Genomic DNA, 16,552 nt, shown 5'->3' with positions numbered 1-16,552 from the left:
GGCGCATAGCTTTACAGATTTCGCCGGGCTGATCCACCGATCGGTGCGATACCCTGGCGGCCAAGTTCGACCCCGTAACAGCGCCCGAGAGGCACAGAAGAACATGAACCAGGCCTTGACCCCCGCAGGCGAGAACGCCGTGTCCGAGCTGTCGTCGCGCTACGGCGTCTCGACCGATGCCGTCCGCACGATGCTCGACGCCGTCAACAACGGCCGCGGCACCATGGCTCAGTTCAACATCCCCGAGCTGGGCGGCAGTGGGCAGTGGATGCGCGGCGGAATGACCATGGTGGGCAACATGTTCGATCACGGACTCAAGAGCCGGGTCGACGGCCTCTGCCGCGATCTGTCTGCGGTGCTGGCGCAGCATCAGGTGTACCCGCCCAGGGAGACCGGCAGCAGCTCGTTCGGTGGCAACTCGTTCGGCGGCGGTTCGTGGTGGCCGTCGGATCTCGGTGCGCCGAGCTCGAGCGGTGGTCAGAACGGCTCGCAGTACGCAGTGTTCCCGGGATCTCGACGCCTCGCCGTGTCGGCCGGCGGAGAATTGGCCGTGTACGACACTCTCGATCACTCCATCGGCGGAGTCCAGCAACAGCAGGGCGGTGGACCGGGCTCGCTCGAGTTCACCAGCCAGTACGGCACGTTCACCGCAGGCAGCCTGCCTCGCGTCGACCAGCAGTCGAGCGGAACGAACTCACAGAACCAGTCGACGCCGCAATCCGCTCCGCAGACGTACGCGCAACCGTCCTCGTCGCAGCAGTCTTCGCAGTCCTCGAACCAGTCGCCTCAGGGCAACCCTTCAGGCGTGGACATCTCCGACATCACGGCTGCAATCGAGGCTCTCGCAGGTCTGCACGCGAAGGGCTTCCTCACCGACGACGAGTTCTACGCCAAGAAGTCGGAGTTGCTGGGGCGCGTGTGATCGGGTTGTCGGTGCCTCGTGGCAGTCTGTACGGGTGAGCCGCAAGCCGTTACGTCTGGCCATCCTCGAAGCAACGTCGATGCTCGATGCTGCAGGCGTGCCGAGCCCACGGGTCGATGCGGAGCTGCTCGCCGCACACCTCGTCGGCGTGGATCGCGGTCGTCTCGGTCTGGTTCCTCTCGTCGAACCCGAGGTTGTCGAGGCGTACTTCCGCACCGTCGAGCAGCGCGCGAAACGCATTCCGCTGCAATACATCACGGGAACGACCTCGCTGGGCAACATCGACGTCGAAGTAGGACCGGGCGTGTTCGTGCCCCGGCCGGAAACCGAATTGTTGTTGGCCTGGGCTCTGGCGTTCCTCGAAAACGTCGACCACCATCCGCCGGTGATTCTCGATCTGTGCACGGGCTCGGGCGCATTGGCGCTGGCGATCGCCAACGCTCGGCCCGACGCCGTCGTCCATGCCGTCGAGCTCGACCCGTCGGCGTTGGCGTGGGCCCGGCGCAACGCCGATCTGCGCAGCGGCCACGGCGATACCCCGATCACACTGCACCACGGCGACGTCACGGCACGAGATCTGTTGACCGAGCTCGACGGTGCAGTCGACATGATCGTCGCCAACCCGCCCTACATCCCGGAGGGGGCTGACCTCGATCCCGAGGTGATCGATCACGATCCGCACATGGCGCTGTTCGGCGGTTCGGACGGACTGTCGGTCATCGAACCGATGATCGGCAACATTGCCCGCTGGCTTCGGATCGGCGGCGGTGTCGCCATCGAACACGACGACTCCAACGGCAGCGAGGTGGCGGCATTGCTGTCTCGACGACGAGTGTTCACCGAGGTCACCGCGCATCCGGATCTGGCGGGTAGGCCCCGGTTCGTCGTCGCAGCACGGGCACACCCAGCCTCGGCCTGACTACGGGAACGGCAGGCGGGCGACACCTGACATCAGTTCGTTATCGAAGATGGAAGGATAGGTGCCGTGAGTACCGTCTACGACTGCCGTGAAGCCGACGCGCGCGCTGCCGGATTGACCGCTGCCCGCGGTGCCCTCAAGTCCGGCCGACTCGTCGTCATGCCTACCGACACCCTGTACGGGATCGCCGCAGATGCATTCGACGGTAGCGCTGTCACGGATCTGCTGCGGGCCAAAGGCAGGGGACGCGATATGCCGGTTCCCGTGCTCGTCGGTTCGTGGAACACCATCGACGGCCTGGTCCAGAGTGTCCGGCCACGCACCCGAGACCTGATACGTGCCTTCTGGCCCGGCGCGCTGAGCATCGTCGTGCAGCAGGCTCCATCCCTGGCCTGGGATCTGGGCGACGCCCAGGGCACCGTCATGTTGCGGATGCCGCTGCACCCGGTTGCGCTCGAGCTGTTGCGCGAGGTCGGCCCGCTCGCGGTGTCCAGTGCCAACATCTCCGGGAGTCCACCCGCCACCACCGTGACGGAGGCGCGAGATCAACTCGGCGGCTCGGCTGCGGTCTACCTGGACGGGGGACCGGCCGATCACGCGGTGGCGTCGACCATCATCGATCTGACGAGCGATCGAGCACGAATTCTGCGGGTCGGTGCCATTCCCACCGAGAAGATTGCCGAGGTTCTCGGTGTCACCGCCGAAAGCCTGGTCCCGGGAGCGTCCTGACATGCCTGTTCGTGCCGCATGAGCGTCGAGATGCTGGCTCAGTCGAATCTGGGTGCAGGCGTTCCGATTCGCGAACTACTCCTGGTGTTCCTCACCGCAGCAGTGGTCACGTTCTTCGCGACCGGCGGAGTCCGGGTGGCGGCCATCAAGTTCGGTGCCGTCGCCGTGCCTCGAGATCGTGACGTCCACGTGCAGGCCACTCCGAGGCTCGGGGGAGTGGGCATCTACGCGGGCATGCTGGCTGCGCTGCTCTTCGCGTCGCAACTGCCTGCGTTGGCTCGTGGATTCGACGTCGCCTACAACCGCGACATTCCGGCCGCACTGGTTGCCGGCTTCGTGATCGTGCTGGTCGGCGTCATCGACGACCGATGGGGCCTGGACGCCCTGACCAAGTTCGTCGGGCAGGTGACGGCAGCAGGCGTGCTCGTGATCATGGGTGTCAGTTGGGTCGTGCTGTATCAACCGTGGGGAGGCGAGCCCGGTCAGCCGGGTAGCACCCTGGTCCTCGATCAACTGCAAGCCGGACTCGTGACGGTTCTGATCACCGTCGTGATCGTCAATGCAATGAATTTCGTCGACGGTCTCGACGGGTTGGCGGCCGGTCTCGGGCTCATTTCCTCGGTGGCGATCTGCATCTTCTCGGTTGGGCTGTTGCAGGAGCAGGGCGGTGATGTCGGCGTCTACCCGCCGGCACTGATCGCAGCGGCGCTGGCGGGCGCGTGTCTGGGATTTCTGCCGCACAACTTTCAACCCGCACGCATCTTCATGGGCGATTCGGGATCGATGCTCATCGGGCTGACGCTGGCCACGATCTCGACGAGTGCCTCGGGGCGGATCCCGCTGACGGCCTACGGTCCACGCGATCTGTTGGGCCTGTTGTCGCCGCTTCTGCTGGTCGGTGCCGTGATGCTCATCCCGATCCTCGACTTGCTGCTGGCTGTCATCCGCCGTACCCGAGCCGGGCGAAGCCCCTTCAGTCCCGACAAGATGCACCTGCACCATCGGCTGCTGCAGATCGGACATTCGCACCGCCGGGTGGTGCTGGTGATCTACCTGTGGGTCGGAGTCCTCGCCTTCGGCGCCGTCGGCTCGTCTTTGCTCGACCGCCGAATCGTGGTACTTCTGGTCGCGGCCGGCCTCGTATTCGCCCTGGTGGTCACAGCTGTGCCCACCTTGAGGGTGGACCGATCGCCTCGCGTCGAACCTCGAGGCGGTCGACCCGGCAGCTGATGCCGTCGGCTGGTCCCGGCCGCGTCCTGGGTACTCTCGACGACTGTGACCTTCTCTCCGCAGTCCATGCCCGACCAATTCGCGCCGCTTCGCGCCGCAGTTCGATACGGACTCATCGGACTGGTGGTACTGACGGTGGTGTGCGTCGGAATCTCCGTCGCCGCGGCAGGCACGCCCGGCCTGTGGGGATCGCTCATCGGCGTGGCCATCGGCGGCGGTTTTGTCATCACGACGGCGCTGTCGGTTGCGCTCACCACCCGTTTTCCGGCTTCGGCCGTCGGAGCGCTGCTGCTCGGCGGTTGGCTCGTGAAGATGGTCATCGCGCTGATCGTGCTCGTTGCGCTCAAGGATGCCGACTTCTACAACCGCTACTCGCTCGGCCTGACCATCCTCGGTGCGCTCGTGGTCGTGCTCGGGGCAGAAGTCTTCGGAGTCGTCAAGACGAAGGTTGCCTACGTCGACAGCGTTCCCGCCGCCGACCACACCGACGGCCGGTAGTACGACAGGCTGTCGTAATCGGTTAAGCTGAGGCCCGCCTACACAACGTCGTAGTTCTGTTGATAAAGTTTGTATCAAGCGGTGGGCAAGACTGGGACGAAAGAGACTTTTTCCCCGGACTGGACCCCCGCAGGTAACCATCAGCGTGAGCTTCCTTACAGTGGGCCCGGAGTCTTCGACTTCGGCAACGTAAGGTTTCGCCCTGAGAGTTGCCGAGTCGACGTGAGTCGCCGACACCCGACAGACGCTTGGCCGATGAAGACCGGGCCTCAGCCTCTGACGATTGCGAGCCGATTTTCGTCGACTTGATAGATCGTCATTGTCCGATCGAACCGCAGCCGCTACCGGCTGCGGCCCGAACACGGGAGAGACCGCTGAGCGTCACCAACCTGGCTGCGGAGTTCAGTCCGCCGTCACTATCCGACTTCTTTCCGCCCGCGGTGCTGTTCGAGGGAACCCCGTTCGAGCTCGACCGACTGATGCTCATCCGCATCCTGATGTCGGCGCTGCTGATTGTCTTCATGCTGATTGCTCTGCGCAGCCCCAAGATCGTGCCTCGCGGGATTCAGAACATGGCCGAGATCGCTCTCGACTTCGTTCGGATCCACGTCGCGGAGGATGTACTCGGCAAGGAACAGGGACGTCGATTCCTGCCCGTCATCATGACAATCTTCTTCACAGTGTTGGCGGTGAACGCCAGTGCCGTCATTCCGTTCCTCAACATCTCTTCCAATGCGCGCATCGGCCTGCCGATAGTGCTCGCGGCGGTCGCATATGTCGCGTTCATCTACGCAGGTGTGAAGAAGTTCGGCGTCGGCAAGTTCGTCAAAGGCACGATCGTCATCCCCGGCATTCCGCCGGCTATGCATGTGCTGCTGATTCCGCTCGAGTTCATCTCGAACTTCGTCCTACGCCCGTTCACGCTGACCGTGCGTCTGCTGGCCAACATGCTCGCCGGCCACATCATGCTGGTGCTGTTCTTCAGCGCCACGCAGTTCTTCCTCTTCGAGGCCTCTGCCGGCCTGAAGATCTTCGCTGCACCCTCGCTCATCATGGGCTTCCTGTTCACGATGTTCGAGATGCTGGTGATCTTCCTGCAGGCATACATCTTCGCGCTACTCACGGCGATCTACATCGACCTGGCGCTACACGCCGACTCGCACTGACCGACCAACAGACCGAACTAGCTACACCGCCACCTCCGACACCCGGATGTGGACCGAAGAAAGGGAACGGAAAACCGAATGAGCCTTGAAGTTCTGGCCCAGGCGCAGGAAATCACCGCCAGCGGATACGGCGCCATCGGCTACGGCCTCGCAGCGATCGGCGGTGGCATCGGCCTCGGCCTCGTCGTCGCCAAGAACATGGAAGCCACCGCTCGCCAGCCCGAGCTGGCCGGTCAGCTCCGTACGACCATGTTCCTCGGCATTGCATTCACCGAGTCCCTCGCCCTGATCGGCCTCGTCGCCGGCTTCATTCTCTGAGAGCGCGATGACAAACGCGATAACGCTGCTCGCAGCCGGGGAAGGTGAATCCCAGAACCCGCTGCTGCCCGCAACATACGACATCGTTTGGTCGATCGTCTGTGTCGTGATCATCGGCTTCCTGTTCTGGAAGTACGTCGTACCGCGTTTCCAGACGGTTCTCGCCGAGCGCTCCGAGCTCATCGAAGGCGGAATCAAGAAGGCCGAGCAGGCTCAGGCAGAAGCCAAGGCTGCCCTTGAGCAGTACCACGCTCAGCTGGCCGACGCCCGTTCCGAGGCCGCGCAGATCCGTGAGGAAGCGCGCACCCAGGGGCAGGCGATTCTCGCCGAGATGAAGGAAAAGGCGCAGGAAGAAAGCGACCGGATCGTGGCCGCAGGTCACAATCAGCTCGTTGCTCAGCGTCAGCAGATCGTCACCGAGCTTCGGGGAGATCTGGGACGTACGGCCGTCGAACTCGCTGAGAAGGTCATCGGAGAGCAGTTGTCCGACGACGCGAAGCGTTCCAGTTCGATCGATCGCTTCCTCAACGAGTTGGATTCCGTCACCGCGGACTCCGCATCCGGAAAGTGAGTCGAACCATGTACGCAACTTCTCGTGAGGCACTCGCCCGCACGCGGTCGGTTGCCCACGAAGCTCTGGGGTCCGCGTCGGGAGGCGAGGCGACAGCCGTCGCTGCTCAGACCGGAGCCGAGTTGTTCGCCGTCGTCGAAACTCTCGACGCGCAGCGCACGTTGCGTACCGCTCTTGCCGACTCGTCGGTAGAGGGCGATCGACGTAGCAATCTGGCCGGAGAGGTCTTCTCCGGCCAGGTGTCGAGTGCAACGGCGACCATCGTCAAGGCTGCTGCCGGCGAAAGCTGGTCCAACGCCCGCGACCTACTGAACTCCCTGGTCGAGTTGGGACGCGAAGCTCTGCTCCGTGCCGCGGCCGATCAGGATCAGCTGGACACGGTCGAGGACGAGTTGTTCCGGCTCGGACGCATCGTGGCCGGCAACCCGCAGCTCGAGCAGGCACTATCGGATCGCTCGAAGCCCTCGCAGGCGAAGCGCGAACTGCTCGGCCGTCTGCTCTACGGCAAGGTCACCGCTGTCACCGAGGCGCTCGCAGTTCAGGCTGTGACGCGTCCGCGAAAGGCGGCTCCCGCCGACGTACTGAACGGACTTGCCGATCTGGCCGCCGAACAGCGTGACCGCGCGGTTGCACACGTCCGCAGCGCAGCCCCACTGAGCGACAGTCAGCTCGAGAAGCTGACGGCAACCTTGACCCGCACGTACGGCAAGCAGGTCACGGTGCATGTAGAGGTCGATACCGAACTGCTCAGCGGACTTGTCGTTCGTATCGGCGACGAGGTCATCGACGGTAGCGGGGCAGGCCGCCTCGCTGCATTGCGAAAGACGCTCAAATAGTCCGACACGGACACAGTAACGAGAAGAAGCGTCTCGACTTTCGAGACATTTCACCCCGCGATCATTTGAAGGAAGAGCAGGAAACACTATGGCGGAGCTGACGATCTCCTCCGACGAGATCCGTAGCGCGATCGATAACTTCACCGCGAGCTACTCACCGGAGTCTTCCCGCGAGGAGGTCGGCACGGTTACGGACACGAGCGACGGAATCGCTCACGTGTCCGGATTGCCGTCGGCGATGTCCAACGAACTCCTGGAATTCCCCGGCGGAGTCCTCGGTGTCGCGCTGAACCTGGATGCCACCGAAATCGGTGCCGTCATCCTCGGTGACTACGAGCACATCGAAGAAGGCCAGGAAGTCAAGCGCACCGGAGACGTGCTGTCGGTCCCCGTGGGCGACGGCTACCTCGGCCGCGTCGTGGACCCCCTGGGCGAGCCCATCGACGGCCTCGGCGACATCGAGTCCTCCGAGACCCGCGCCCTCGAACTGCAGGCTGCCTCGGTGCTCGAGCGTCAGCCCGTCGAGGAGCCGCTGCAGACCGGTATCAAGGCGATCGACGCCATGACCCCGATCGGCCGCGGCCAGCGTCAGCTCATCATCGGCGACCGCAAGACCGGCAAGACCGCGGTCTGCATCGACGCAATCCTGAACCAGAAGGCCAACTGGGAGAGCGGTGACGAGAAGAAGCAGGTTCGCTGCATCTACGTCGCCATCGGCCAGAAGGGCTCCACGATCGCAGGCGTCAAGGCTGCACTCGAGGAGCAGGGCGCACTCGAATACACGACCATCGTCGCGGCTCCCGCGTCGGATTCGGCCGGCTTCAAGTGGCTCGCCCCGTACACCGGATCGGCCATCGGCCAGCACTGGATGTACCAGGGCAAGCACGTCCTCATCGTGTTCGACGACCTGACCAAGCAGGCCGAGGCGTACCGCGCCATCTCGCTGCTGCTGCGTCGTCCGCCGGGCCGCGAGGCATACCCCGGTGACGTCTTCTACTTGCACTCCCGTCTGCTGGAGCGTTCGGCGAAGCTGTCCGACGAGCTCGGTGGCGGATCGCTGACGGCTCTGCCGATCATCGAGACCAAGGCCAACGACGTCTCGGCATACATCCCGACCAACGTCATCTCCATCACCGACGGCCAGGTCTTCCTCGAGTCCGACCTGTTCAACAAGGGTGTCCGTCCCGCGATCAACGTCGGTATCTCGGTTTCCCGAGTCGGCGGTGCCGCGCAGACGAAGGGCATGAAGAAGGTCTCCGGATCCCTTCGCCTCGAGCTGGCTCAGTTCCGCGAGCTCGAAGCCTTCTCGGCATTCGCATCCGACCTCGACGCGGCCTCCAAGGCTCAGCTCGAACGCGGTGCACGTCTGGTCGAGCTGCTCAAGCAGGATCAGTACTCACCGGTTGCCGTCGAAGATCAGATCGTCTCGATCTGGCTCGCCGGGCAGGGCACGTACGACTCCGTTCCGGTCGGCGACGTGCGTCGCTTCGAGAGCGAGCTGCTCGAAGATCTGCACCGCAACGCCAGCGGTGTCTACGACAGCATTGCCGGAGGCAAGGCACTCGACGAGGACAACCAGAAGGCGTTGACCGAGGCGACCGAGAAGTTCAAGGCCGGATTCGTCGACGCTGACGGCAACCGCGTCGTCAACGAGGCCGAGGCCGACACGCTCAACGCCGACGAGGTCAGCCAGGAGCAGGTCAACGTCACTCGCAAGACAGTCAGCAAGTAGGCCGGCGATGACAGGTGACAAGACGAGCACAGAAGGGAGCGTGAACAGCTAGATGGCAAGCATTCTCGAGCTTCGCTCCCGCATCAAGTCGGTCAACTCGACCAAGAAGATCACCAAGGCCCAAGAGTTGATCGCGACATCGCGAATCACCAAGGCGCAAGCCCGCGTTGCCGCATCGAAGCCGTACGCGGAAGAGATCACCAAGGTGCTCTCGGCGTTGGCGAGTGCATCGAGTTCGCTCGATCACCCGCTGCTCAACGAGCGGCCCGAGCCCAAGCGTGCTGCGGTCCTGGTCGTGACCAGCGACCGCGGTATGTGCGGCGGCTACAACTCCAACGTGCTCAAGGAGACGGAGGAGCTGTTCCAGCTGCTCCGCTCCGAGGGCAAGGATCCGGTCATCTACGTCCTAGGCGCAAAAGGCCTGGGCTACTACACATTCCGCGAGCGGGACGTGAAGGGTGCCTGGACGGGCTTCTCGCAGGAGCCCGGATACGCCGACGCGGCCAAGGCGAGCAAGCACCTGGTCGAGCTGTTCATGGCCGGCTCGGGCACCGAGGTCGACGCTCCTAACGGTGAAGGCACCGTCGAGGGCGTGGACGAGTTGCACATCGTCTACACCCGCTTCGTGTCGATGCTCACGCAGAAGCCCGAAGTTCGCCGTATGGCACCGCTCGAAATCTCGTACACCGACGAGGAATTCGAGATGGGTGCAGACGCGTTGAGCGACTCGCCGTCCGCAGATGTGCAGGCACAGTACGAGTTCGAGCCGGAAGCAGGAACTCTGCTCTCGGCGCTGCTGCCCAAGTACATCAGCACCAGGATCTATGCGTCGTTGCTCGATGCAGCAGCGTCGGAATCCGCGGCGCGTCGTACCGCCATGAAGGCAGCGACGGACAACGCGAACGAATTGGTCGAGACCTTGAGCCGTCAGGCCAACCAGGCTCGGCAGGCCCAGATCACCCAGGAAATCAGCGAAATCGTCGGTGGCGCCAACGCGTTGGCCGACAGCGCAGGAAGTGACTAAGCAATGACCGCAGCAGTAGCCCAAGAGAACGCGAGCGGAGCGGACACACAGTCCGGCCGTGTCGTTCGGGTCATCGGCCCCGTTGTGGACGTCGAGTTCCCGCGCGGCTCGATTCCCGCACTGTTCAACGCCCTCAACGCAGAGATCACTCTGCCGACCGTGGCCAAGACCCTGACGCTCGAGGTCGCACAGCACCTCGGCGACAACTTGGTTCGCACCATCTCGATGCAGCCCACCGACGGACTCGTTCGCGGCACTGCAGTCGTCGACTCGGGCAAGCCGATCTCGGTTCCCGTCGGTGACGTCGTCAAGGGCCACGTGTTCAACGCCCTCGGTGACTGCCTCGACACCCCCGGACTCGGCCGCGACGGCGAGCAGTGGGGCATCCACCGCAAGCCACCAGCCTTCGATCAGCTCGAGGGCAAGACCGAGATCCTCGAGACCGGCATCAAGGTCATCGACCTTCTGACCCCGTACGTCAAGGGCGGAAAGATCGGGTTGTTCGGTGGTGCCGGTGTCGGCAAGACCGTTCTGATCCAGGAAATGATCACTCGTATCGCACGCGAGTTCTCGGGCACCTCGGTGTTCGCAGGAGTCGGCGAGCGCACCCGTGAAGGCACCGACCTTCACCTCGAGATGGAAGAGATGGGCGTCCTCCAGGACACCGCCCTCGTCTTCGGCCAGATGGACGAGCCGCCCGGCACGCGTATGCGCGTGGCGTTGTCGGCACTGACCATGGCGGAGTACTTCCGCGATGTTCAGGGGCAGGACGTTCTTCTGTTCATCGACAACATCTTCCGCTTCACGCAGGCAGGTTCGGAGGTGTCGACCCTTCTCGGTCGTATGCCGTCTGCCGTCGGTTACCAGCCCACGCTGGCGGACGAGATGGGTGAGCTCCAGGAGCGCATCACCTCGACCCGTGGACGCTCGATCACCTCACTGCAGGCGATCTACGTTCCCGCCGACGACTACACCGACCCGGCCCCGGCCACGACGTTCGCGCACCTCGATGCGACGACCGAGCTCTCGCGTCCGATTTCGCAGATGGGTATCTACCCCGCTGTGGACCCGCTGAGCTCCACCTCGCGCATCCTCGAGCCCGGCATCGTCGGTGCGGAGCACTTCCGCGTCGCCAACGAGGTCAAGCGGATCCTGCAGAAGTACAAGGAGCTGCAGGACATCATCGCCATCCTCGGTATGGACGAGCTTCAGGAAGAGGACAAGGTTCTGGTCGGCCGCGCACGCCGCCTCCAGAAGTTCCTCGGCCAGAACTTCATCGTTGCCGAGAAGTTCACCGGCGAGGCCGGTTCGGTCGTGTCGCTCTCCGACACCATCGAGGCATTCGACAAGGTCACCAAGGGTGAGTACGACCACCTTCCCGAGCAGGCCTTCAACAGCTGTGGCGGTCTCGACGATGTCGAGGCAGCCGCGAAGAAGATGGCCGGAAAGTAGACCGACGTGACTTCTTCCGAGAAGAGCGGCATGGAGGTCTCCCTGGTCGCTGTGGAGCAAAAGCTGTGGTCCGGTACCGCGACCATCGTCAGCGCTCAGACCACCGAAGGTGAGATCGGCATCATGTTGGGCCACGAGCCTGTCCTCGGCCAGCTGGTCGAGGCGGGCACGGTGTCGATCACCACGACCGACGGCGAGAAGATCATCGCCGCTGTCCACGGTGGCTTCCTGTCGGTCACCGGCAAGACGGTGACCGTGCTGGCAGAGTCCGCCGATTTTGCGGACGACATCGACGTGGAAGCAGCACGGTCCGTAGTGGCAGAGAACGGCGACGACCTCGAGGCCATTGCGGTGGCCAAGGGACGTATCCGCGCTGTCGAGCGGTCCTAGGTTCACGAGAAGCCGCGACGAGACCTGCGATGCACACCGGATTGATTGTTCTGATCATTCTGGTTGTGCTGCTCGCAGGGCTCGTCGCGGCTTTTGCGTACCGTCTGACGGTTCTTCGGCGCGGGGGAACTGCCGCGATCATGCGGGTGTTGCCGTCGGACGGTGGTGCCGGTTGGCGTCACGGCATCATTCGGTACGGCGACAACACGCTCGTTTTCTTCAAGCTGTCGAGTCTTCGGCCCGGCCCGGATCATCGGCTGGGCAGGCAGGACATTCATGTGGGTGATCGACGAGCCCCACGGGACACCGAGTTCGACATCATGACACCGGACATCGCTGTGTTGGAACTGTCCGGCAACGGCAAGAATTTCGAGATCGCGCTGGACAGAAGTGCGTTGACCGCTTTCCTGTCCTGGGTCGAGTCTCGGCCCTCCGGCCGCTCGCGTCGCCGTCGACCGGCGGCCTGATCAGCTCTCGTCGGTAGTCGGATCGGCCGAAGTGCGGCTCGATCCGGGAACCCATTGGACGTCGCCTTCGGGGTTGGCGTAGCGACTCAGAATGAACAGTAGATCCGAGAGTCGGTTGAGGTATTTCGCCGGCAATGCACTCGTTGTCTCCGGGCTCGCGTGCACTGCAGCCCATGCCGACCGTTCCGCGCGTCGGGCTACCGTTCGCGACACGTGTAGCAACGCTCCCAGCGGCGTTCCGCCCGGCAGAATGAACGACGTCAGTGCGGGGAGATCCTCGTTGAACTCGTCGCACCAGCCTTCGAGGCGGTCGACGTAGCTCTGATCGATACGCAGAGGCGGGTACTGCGGATTCTCGACGACCGGAGTCGAGAGATCGGCCCCCGCGTCGAATAGATCGCTCTGGATGGTGCGGATCACCGAATGCACCGATTCGGGCGGGTTGCCCAGTGCGAGAACCACACCGAGGCTGGCGTTGGTCTCGTCGCAGTCCGCATAGGCAATCAGTCGTTCGTCGTTCTTGGACACCCTCGAGAAATCGCTCAGTCCGGTGGTCCCGTCGTCGCCGGTTCTCGTATAGATGCGGGTGAGGTGGACGGCCATGCGCGCTACGGTACCGCGCGGGTGTCGGCCGGTCCCGCTGGCTACGCTGTCGACGTGAGTGAACGCTTTTTGGTCAACGGTGGTAATCGCCTCGTCGGTGAGGTGGCGGTCGGTGGTGCGAAGAACAGCGTCCTCAAATTGATGGCGGCTGCGCTGCTGGCAGAGGGCACGAGCACGATCACCAATTGCCCCGACATCCTGGACGTGCCGCTGATGGCGGAGGTGTTGCGCGGGCTCGGCTGTGAGGTCGAGTTGGAGGGATCGGTCGTTCACATCACCACTCCGGCGATGCCGAAGTATCACGCCGATTTCGCGGCAGTTCGCCAGTTCCGAGCTTCGGTGTGCGTGTTGGGACCGCTGGTTGCGCGGTGCAAGAGAGCTGTGGTGGCACTGCCGGGTGGTGACGCGATCGGGTCGCGTCCCCTCGACATGCACCAGTCCGGTCTCCAATTGCTCGGGGCGCGCAGCGAGATCCAACACGGGTGTGTCGTCGCGGAAGCAGACGAATTGCGCGGCGCGAACATCAGACTGGCGTTTCCGTCCGTTGGTGCCACCGAGAACATCCTGATGGCCGCAGTCCTCGCCACCGGGGAGACGGTGATCGACAACGCCGCGCGTGAGCCGGACATCGTCGACGTGTGCAACATGCTCAACGAGATGGGTGCCGACGTCCGCGGTGCAGGCACATCGACGTTGACCATTCGTGGTGTGAGCGCGCTGAAGCCGACGACCCATCGGGTTATCGGCGATCGCATCGTCGCTGCGACCTGGGGAATCGCCGCTGCCATGACTCGTGGGGATGTGCGAGTCCGCGGTGTCAATCCCAAGCACCTGTCGTTGGTGTTGGACAAGTTGAGATCTGCCGGTGCCGAGGTCACCAGCGAGCCTGACGGCTTCCGCGTCGTTCAGCACGAACGGCCGCGGGCGGTCAATTTCGCGACGCTTCCGTATCCAGGGTTCCCAACCGACCTGCAGCCGATGGCCATCGGACTCGCGACCGTCGCCGACGGCACGTCGATGATCACCGAAAACGTCTTCGAGGCTCGATTCCGGTTCGTCGAGGAGATGATCAGGCTCGGGGCCGACGCGCGTACCGATGGCCACCACGCCGTGGTGCGCGGTGTGCCGCAGCTGTCCAGTGCGCCGGTGTGGTCCTCCGATATCCGGGCGGGAGCCGGCCTGGTTCTCGCAGGATTGGTGGCCGACGGTACGACAGAAGTGCACGACGTGTTCCACATCGATCGCGGTTATCCGCGATTCGTCGAGAACCTGAGTGCACTCGGTGGCAGCATCGAGCGGGTCAGCTGAGTAGCGCAGCTTCCAGCGCATCGACCAATGTACTGATGGCATAGTCCAGTTCGTCGTCGGAGACGGATCCGTATCCGACGACGATTCCACCCCTGGCTGTGGGCGAGCGGGTCGAGTGTTCGAGTGTCGGTACGTCCACGCCACTCGCCGCACACGAAATAGCGACGTCGCGCGCTGCGTCGGTATCGAGCATCAACACCGTATGCAGCCCCGCTCCAACTCCCCGGAGCTCGCCGAACCTGGCCAGCGCTGCGGCGACCACGCGGTCGCGGGTGCGATAGAGCCGCCGCGCCGTTCGGACGGTTCTGTCCCATTCGCCGTCGCGCAACATGGACGTCATTGCATGCTGGACGGGAACCGATGGGTGGTCGCCGATCGCGCGGCGCGTTGCCGAGATACGGTCGACCATCGACTGGGGTGCCACCATCCAGCCGAGACGTATCCCGGCACCGAGGGTCTTGGAGACGGTGCCGAGGTAGACGGTCCGGTCGGTTGCCAGTTCGGCCACAGTGGGCAAAGGTGCTGCGCCATAACGGAATTCGGAGTCGTAGTCGTCCTCGATGATCATGGAATCGTTGCCGCGGGCCCAGTCCGCCAGGGCGCGTCGACGGCCGATGGGCATGAAAGCGCCGGTCGGGTACTGATGCGACGGCGTGACGTACACGGCCGGTGTCCGCGGGGGAGCCGAGTCCAGCTGTTCGACGATCAAGCCATCGCGGTCGACGGGAACGTCGTGTAGAGACCACCCGCGGTGTGTCGCGAGCGCAGCGGCGGACCTGTACCCTGGATTCTCCAGTGCCAGAACGTGTTCGACCGATTCGGCAACCGAAAGCGCGCCCAGGGCGAGATCGAGACCGTGAATGCTGCCCGTCGTGATCACGATCGATGCTGGAGTGGTGTGCAGTCCGCGTGCGCGGCGGAGTAGTTCGGCGACGCGAGTCCTCAGTTCGAGCGTGCCGGCGGAATCGGGATAGTCGCCGGGAGGTGGTGTGCCACCGACGTCGCGCCACGCGCGCTTCCAAGCATCGGATGCCGAGGGTGGAGTCCACGGGATTCCTGGGCGGAGCGATATCCGCGGGGATGCTCGCGGTGCGGTGTGTGCGTTCGACGGCATCGCATTCGATCGACGTGCACGGGGGATGCGTCGGACGTAGTTGCCCGAACCGCGCCGGGCATCGAGCCATCCTTCGGCGACGAGCTGTTCGTAAGCCTTCTCCACGACCGCACGTGCAACGCCCAGATCGACGGAAAGTGCTCGGGTACTGGGTAATCGAGAATCGGGTTGCAGCTCTCCGTCGTCGATTGCGGATCGGATGCGATCGGCCAGTTGGACGGGCAGTGTCCGAGCGTCGGCGCGATCGATGGTGATCGACAGAGAGCTAGGGAGCATGGAGTGTCGGTCTCCTTCGGCATCCGCGTGAAAGTGGCCTGAACAGATTCGACTCTATTGGACCATGACGAAAGGCCACTCGTCCCGGATCCTTGCAACCATGACAGTTGACGACGTGCCTCTTTCCCCGACCGCGCGAACCGTAGTGATGCGGGGTAGGCATCGCGCCAGGCTCGAACGGGCAACGCTGCTCGACGTCCTGCGCTCGGCGCGCATCTGTCATATCGGCGTGATCGTGGCGGGGGTGCCTCGCGTTTTACCGACGGTGTTCGGCGTGGATCCCGCCGGTCCGGACAAGGGAGGCACGCTGTACTTGCACGGATCCGTGGCATCGCGCAGCATGATCGATGCTCCTGAGCAGGACATCTGCGTCACGACGACCGTCGTCGACGGACTCGTCCTGGCTCGATCGGCATTCCACCATTCGATGAACTACCGAAGTGCCGTTGTGGTCGGCCGGCCTCGCCGAGTGGAGGACGCCGACGAACGGATTCGAGCATTGGACGCGATAGTCGATCAGGTGGTCCCGGGAAGGAGTGCCCATCTGCGTTCGCATACGCGGAAGGAGCTTGCTGCCACCGCGATTCTGGCACTTCCGATGTACGAGGCATCGGTGAAATCGAGGTCCGGCGGACCCGTCGACGACGACCTCGACATCCAACGGGGCGACGTGTGGGCCGGCGTCGTTCCGGTGTGGGAGGCGCTCGGCGACGCCGAACCTGCCTCGGAACTCGCGGGGGATATTCCGGTGCCGGAGCATGTGGATGATGTGCGCAGGAACGCGATGCGGGGGTGAACGCTGTTGCAGCAGTGGCAGTTCGGCTGTGTCTGGCATCACATGCGTACGTTGCAGCGTGTGACGGGCGCGATGACGTGACGCTCCGAGGTCGAGCTGCGCGAATGCCCAGAGAGCGTCAGTCGACCTGCCGATTTGCGTTGGTGTGGTTGGTGGCGTAACTTTTGTCGAGTCAGAGCGACGGACACCGACCTGGTCTTC

The 16,552-nt window shown here is 63.9% G+C and carries 18 protein-coding genes; 16 read left to right on the top strand and 2 right to left on the bottom strand.

The features are described 5' to 3' along the window. Window positions 1-103 precede the first annotated feature (103 nt). The 14 genes from R4P57_RS25755 to R4P57_RS25690 all read left to right on the top strand — a co-directional run bounded on the left by R4P57_RS25755 (window position 104) and on the right by R4P57_RS25690 (window position 12,254). Window positions 104-922 carry an SHOCT domain-containing protein gene (locus R4P57_RS25755; protein ID WP_317805701.1) on the top strand — a complete coding sequence of 273 codons (819 nt, stop codon included), beginning with the start codon at window positions 104-106 and terminating at the stop codon, window positions 920-922. A gap of 34 nt (window positions 923-956) precedes the next feature. After that, window positions 957-1,841 (top strand): peptide chain release factor N(5)-glutamine methyltransferase, encoded by an 885-nt coding sequence (prmC, locus tag R4P57_RS25750; RefSeq protein WP_317805700.1) that lies wholly within the window; start codon window positions 957-959, stop codon window positions 1,839-1,841. 66 nt (window positions 1,842-1,907) lie between these two features. After that, window positions 1,908-2,570: an L-threonylcarbamoyladenylate synthase gene (locus R4P57_RS25745; RefSeq protein WP_317805699.1), complete on the top strand. Its 663-nt coding sequence runs from the start codon at window positions 1,908-1,910 to the stop codon at window positions 2,568-2,570. A gap of 18 nt (window positions 2,571-2,588) precedes the next feature. Beyond that, window positions 2,589-3,800, top strand: coding sequence for an MraY family glycosyltransferase (locus tag R4P57_RS25740; RefSeq protein ID WP_317805698.1), 1,212 nt, complete (start codon window positions 2,589-2,591; stop codon window positions 3,798-3,800). 66 nt (window positions 3,801-3,866) lie between these two features. Next, window positions 3,867-4,298, top strand: coding sequence for a hypothetical protein (locus R4P57_RS25735; protein WP_317805772.1), 432 nt, complete (start codon window positions 3,867-3,869; stop codon window positions 4,296-4,298). Window positions 4,299-4,603: 305 nt separating this feature from the next. Then, window positions 4,604-5,464, top strand: a complete 861-nt coding sequence (gene atpB / locus R4P57_RS25730) for a F0F1 ATP synthase subunit A (protein ID WP_411742444.1) — start codon at window positions 4,604-4,606, stop codon at window positions 5,462-5,464. Between the two features lie 78 nt (window positions 5,465-5,542). Next, entirely contained in the window at window positions 5,543-5,782 is a 240-nt protein-coding gene (locus R4P57_RS25725) for an ATP synthase F0 subunit C (RefSeq protein ID WP_008715092.1), read from the top strand. A gap of 7 nt (window positions 5,783-5,789) precedes the next feature. Then, on the top strand, window positions 5,790-6,353 hold the full coding sequence (locus R4P57_RS25720) for a F0F1 ATP synthase subunit B (RefSeq protein ID WP_317805697.1): 564 nt from the start codon (window positions 5,790-5,792) through the stop codon (window positions 6,351-6,353). Between the two features lie 8 nt (window positions 6,354-6,361). After that, entirely contained in the window at window positions 6,362-7,189 is an 828-nt protein-coding gene (locus tag R4P57_RS25715; protein ID WP_317805696.1) for a F0F1 ATP synthase subunit delta, read from the top strand. Window positions 7,190-7,277: 88 nt separating this feature from the next. Next, window positions 7,278-8,921, top strand: a complete 1,644-nt coding sequence (gene atpA / locus R4P57_RS25710) for a F0F1 ATP synthase subunit alpha (protein ID WP_317805695.1) — start codon at window positions 7,278-7,280, stop codon at window positions 8,919-8,921. A gap of 52 nt (window positions 8,922-8,973) precedes the next feature. Next, window positions 8,974-9,945 carry a F0F1 ATP synthase subunit gamma gene (locus R4P57_RS25705; RefSeq protein ID WP_317805694.1) on the top strand — a complete coding sequence of 324 codons (972 nt, stop codon included), beginning with the start codon at window positions 8,974-8,976 and terminating at the stop codon, window positions 9,943-9,945. 3 nt (window positions 9,946-9,948) lie between these two features. Beyond that, window positions 9,949-11,397: a F0F1 ATP synthase subunit beta gene (gene atpD, locus R4P57_RS25700; RefSeq protein ID WP_027497899.1), complete on the top strand. Its 1,449-nt coding sequence runs from the start codon at window positions 9,949-9,951 to the stop codon at window positions 11,395-11,397. A gap of 30 nt (window positions 11,398-11,427) precedes the next feature. Continuing rightward, window positions 11,428-11,787: a F0F1 ATP synthase subunit epsilon gene (locus R4P57_RS25695; RefSeq protein WP_032402867.1), complete on the top strand. Its 360-nt coding sequence runs from the start codon at window positions 11,428-11,430 to the stop codon at window positions 11,785-11,787. Window positions 11,788-11,816: 29 nt separating this feature from the next. After that, entirely contained in the window at window positions 11,817-12,254 is a 438-nt protein-coding gene (locus tag R4P57_RS25690) for a DUF2550 domain-containing protein (protein ID WP_317805693.1), read from the top strand. Here the strand turns inward: R4P57_RS25690 and R4P57_RS25685 are convergent, their stop codons facing one another. Continuing rightward, window positions 12,255-12,857 (bottom strand): cob(I)yrinic acid a,c-diamide adenosyltransferase, encoded by a 603-nt coding sequence (locus R4P57_RS25685; protein ID WP_317805692.1) that lies wholly within the window; start codon window positions 12,855-12,857, stop codon window positions 12,255-12,257. 54 nt (window positions 12,858-12,911) lie between these two features. Between R4P57_RS25685 and murA the strand changes: the two genes are divergently transcribed. Continuing rightward, the gene (murA, locus tag R4P57_RS25680) at window positions 12,912-14,165 is read left to right on the top strand and encodes a UDP-N-acetylglucosamine 1-carboxyvinyltransferase (RefSeq protein ID WP_094614651.1); all 1,254 of its coding nucleotides are present in this window, start codon (window positions 12,912-12,914) and stop codon (window positions 14,163-14,165) included. Here murA and R4P57_RS25675 read toward each other — a convergent pair. Continuing rightward, window positions 14,158-15,555, bottom strand: coding sequence for a PLP-dependent aminotransferase family protein (locus R4P57_RS25675; protein ID WP_317805690.1), 1,398 nt, complete (start codon window positions 15,553-15,555; stop codon window positions 14,158-14,160). The two genes, murA and R4P57_RS25675, sit on opposite strands and share 8 nt — an antisense overlap. A 100-nt stretch (window positions 15,556-15,655) precedes the next feature. Between R4P57_RS25675 and R4P57_RS25670 the strand changes: the two genes are divergently transcribed. Further along, complete coding sequence (locus R4P57_RS25670; protein WP_317805689.1) at window positions 15,656-16,351, top strand: pyridoxamine 5'-phosphate oxidase family protein; 696 nt, start codon at window positions 15,656-15,658, stop codon at window positions 16,349-16,351. The last annotated feature ends 201 nt before the right edge of the window (window positions 16,352-16,552 follow it).

Source organism: Rhodococcus sp. IEGM 1330 (genome assembly GCF_033142445.1).
GTDB lineage: Bacteria > Actinomycetota > Actinomycetes > Mycobacteriales > Mycobacteriaceae > Rhodococcoides.
The sequence above is the reverse complement of the archived record's forward strand: the minus strand, read 5'-3'. Positions and strand labels throughout refer to the sequence as shown.

Bases quoted from the DNA above. Each gene is read 5' to 3' on its own strand.
- R4P57_RS25670 (WP_317805689.1), top strand. From the start codon at position 15,656: ATGACAGTTGACGACGTGCCTCTTTCCCCGACCGCGCGAACCGTAGTG.
- atpD (WP_027497899.1), top strand. From the start codon at position 9,949: ATGACCGCAGCAGTAGCCCAAGAGAACGCGAGCGGAGCGGACACACAG.
- R4P57_RS25675 (WP_317805690.1), bottom strand. From the start codon at position 15,555: ATGCTCCCTAGCTCTCTGTCGATCACCATCGATCGCGCCGACGCTCGG.
- R4P57_RS25690 (WP_317805693.1), top strand. From the start codon at position 11,817: ATGCACACCGGATTGATTGTTCTGATCATTCTGGTTGTGCTGCTCGCA.
- R4P57_RS25755 (WP_317805701.1), top strand. From the start codon at position 104: ATGAACCAGGCCTTGACCCCCGCAGGCGAGAACGCCGTGTCCGAGCTG.
- R4P57_RS25715 (WP_317805696.1), top strand. From the start codon at position 6,362: ATGTACGCAACTTCTCGTGAGGCACTCGCCCGCACGCGGTCGGTTGCC.
- R4P57_RS25705 (WP_317805694.1), top strand. From the start codon at position 8,974: ATGGCAAGCATTCTCGAGCTTCGCTCCCGCATCAAGTCGGTCAACTCG.
- R4P57_RS25725 (WP_008715092.1), top strand. From the start codon at position 5,543: ATGAGCCTTGAAGTTCTGGCCCAGGCGCAGGAAATCACCGCCAGCGGA.
- R4P57_RS25735 (WP_317805772.1), top strand. From the start codon at position 3,867: ATGCCCGACCAATTCGCGCCGCTTCGCGCCGCAGTTCGATACGGACTC.
- atpA (WP_317805695.1), top strand. From the start codon at position 7,278: ATGGCGGAGCTGACGATCTCCTCCGACGAGATCCGTAGCGCGATCGAT.
- R4P57_RS25695 (WP_032402867.1), top strand. From the start codon at position 11,428: ATGGAGGTCTCCCTGGTCGCTGTGGAGCAAAAGCTGTGGTCCGGTACC.
- R4P57_RS25740 (WP_317805698.1), top strand. From the start codon at position 2,589: ATGAGCGTCGAGATGCTGGCTCAGTCGAATCTGGGTGCAGGCGTTCCG.
- R4P57_RS25720 (WP_317805697.1), top strand. From the start codon at position 5,790: ATGACAAACGCGATAACGCTGCTCGCAGCCGGGGAAGGTGAATCCCAG.
- R4P57_RS25685 (WP_317805692.1), bottom strand. From the start codon at position 12,857: ATGGCCGTCCACCTCACCCGCATCTATACGAGAACCGGCGACGACGGG.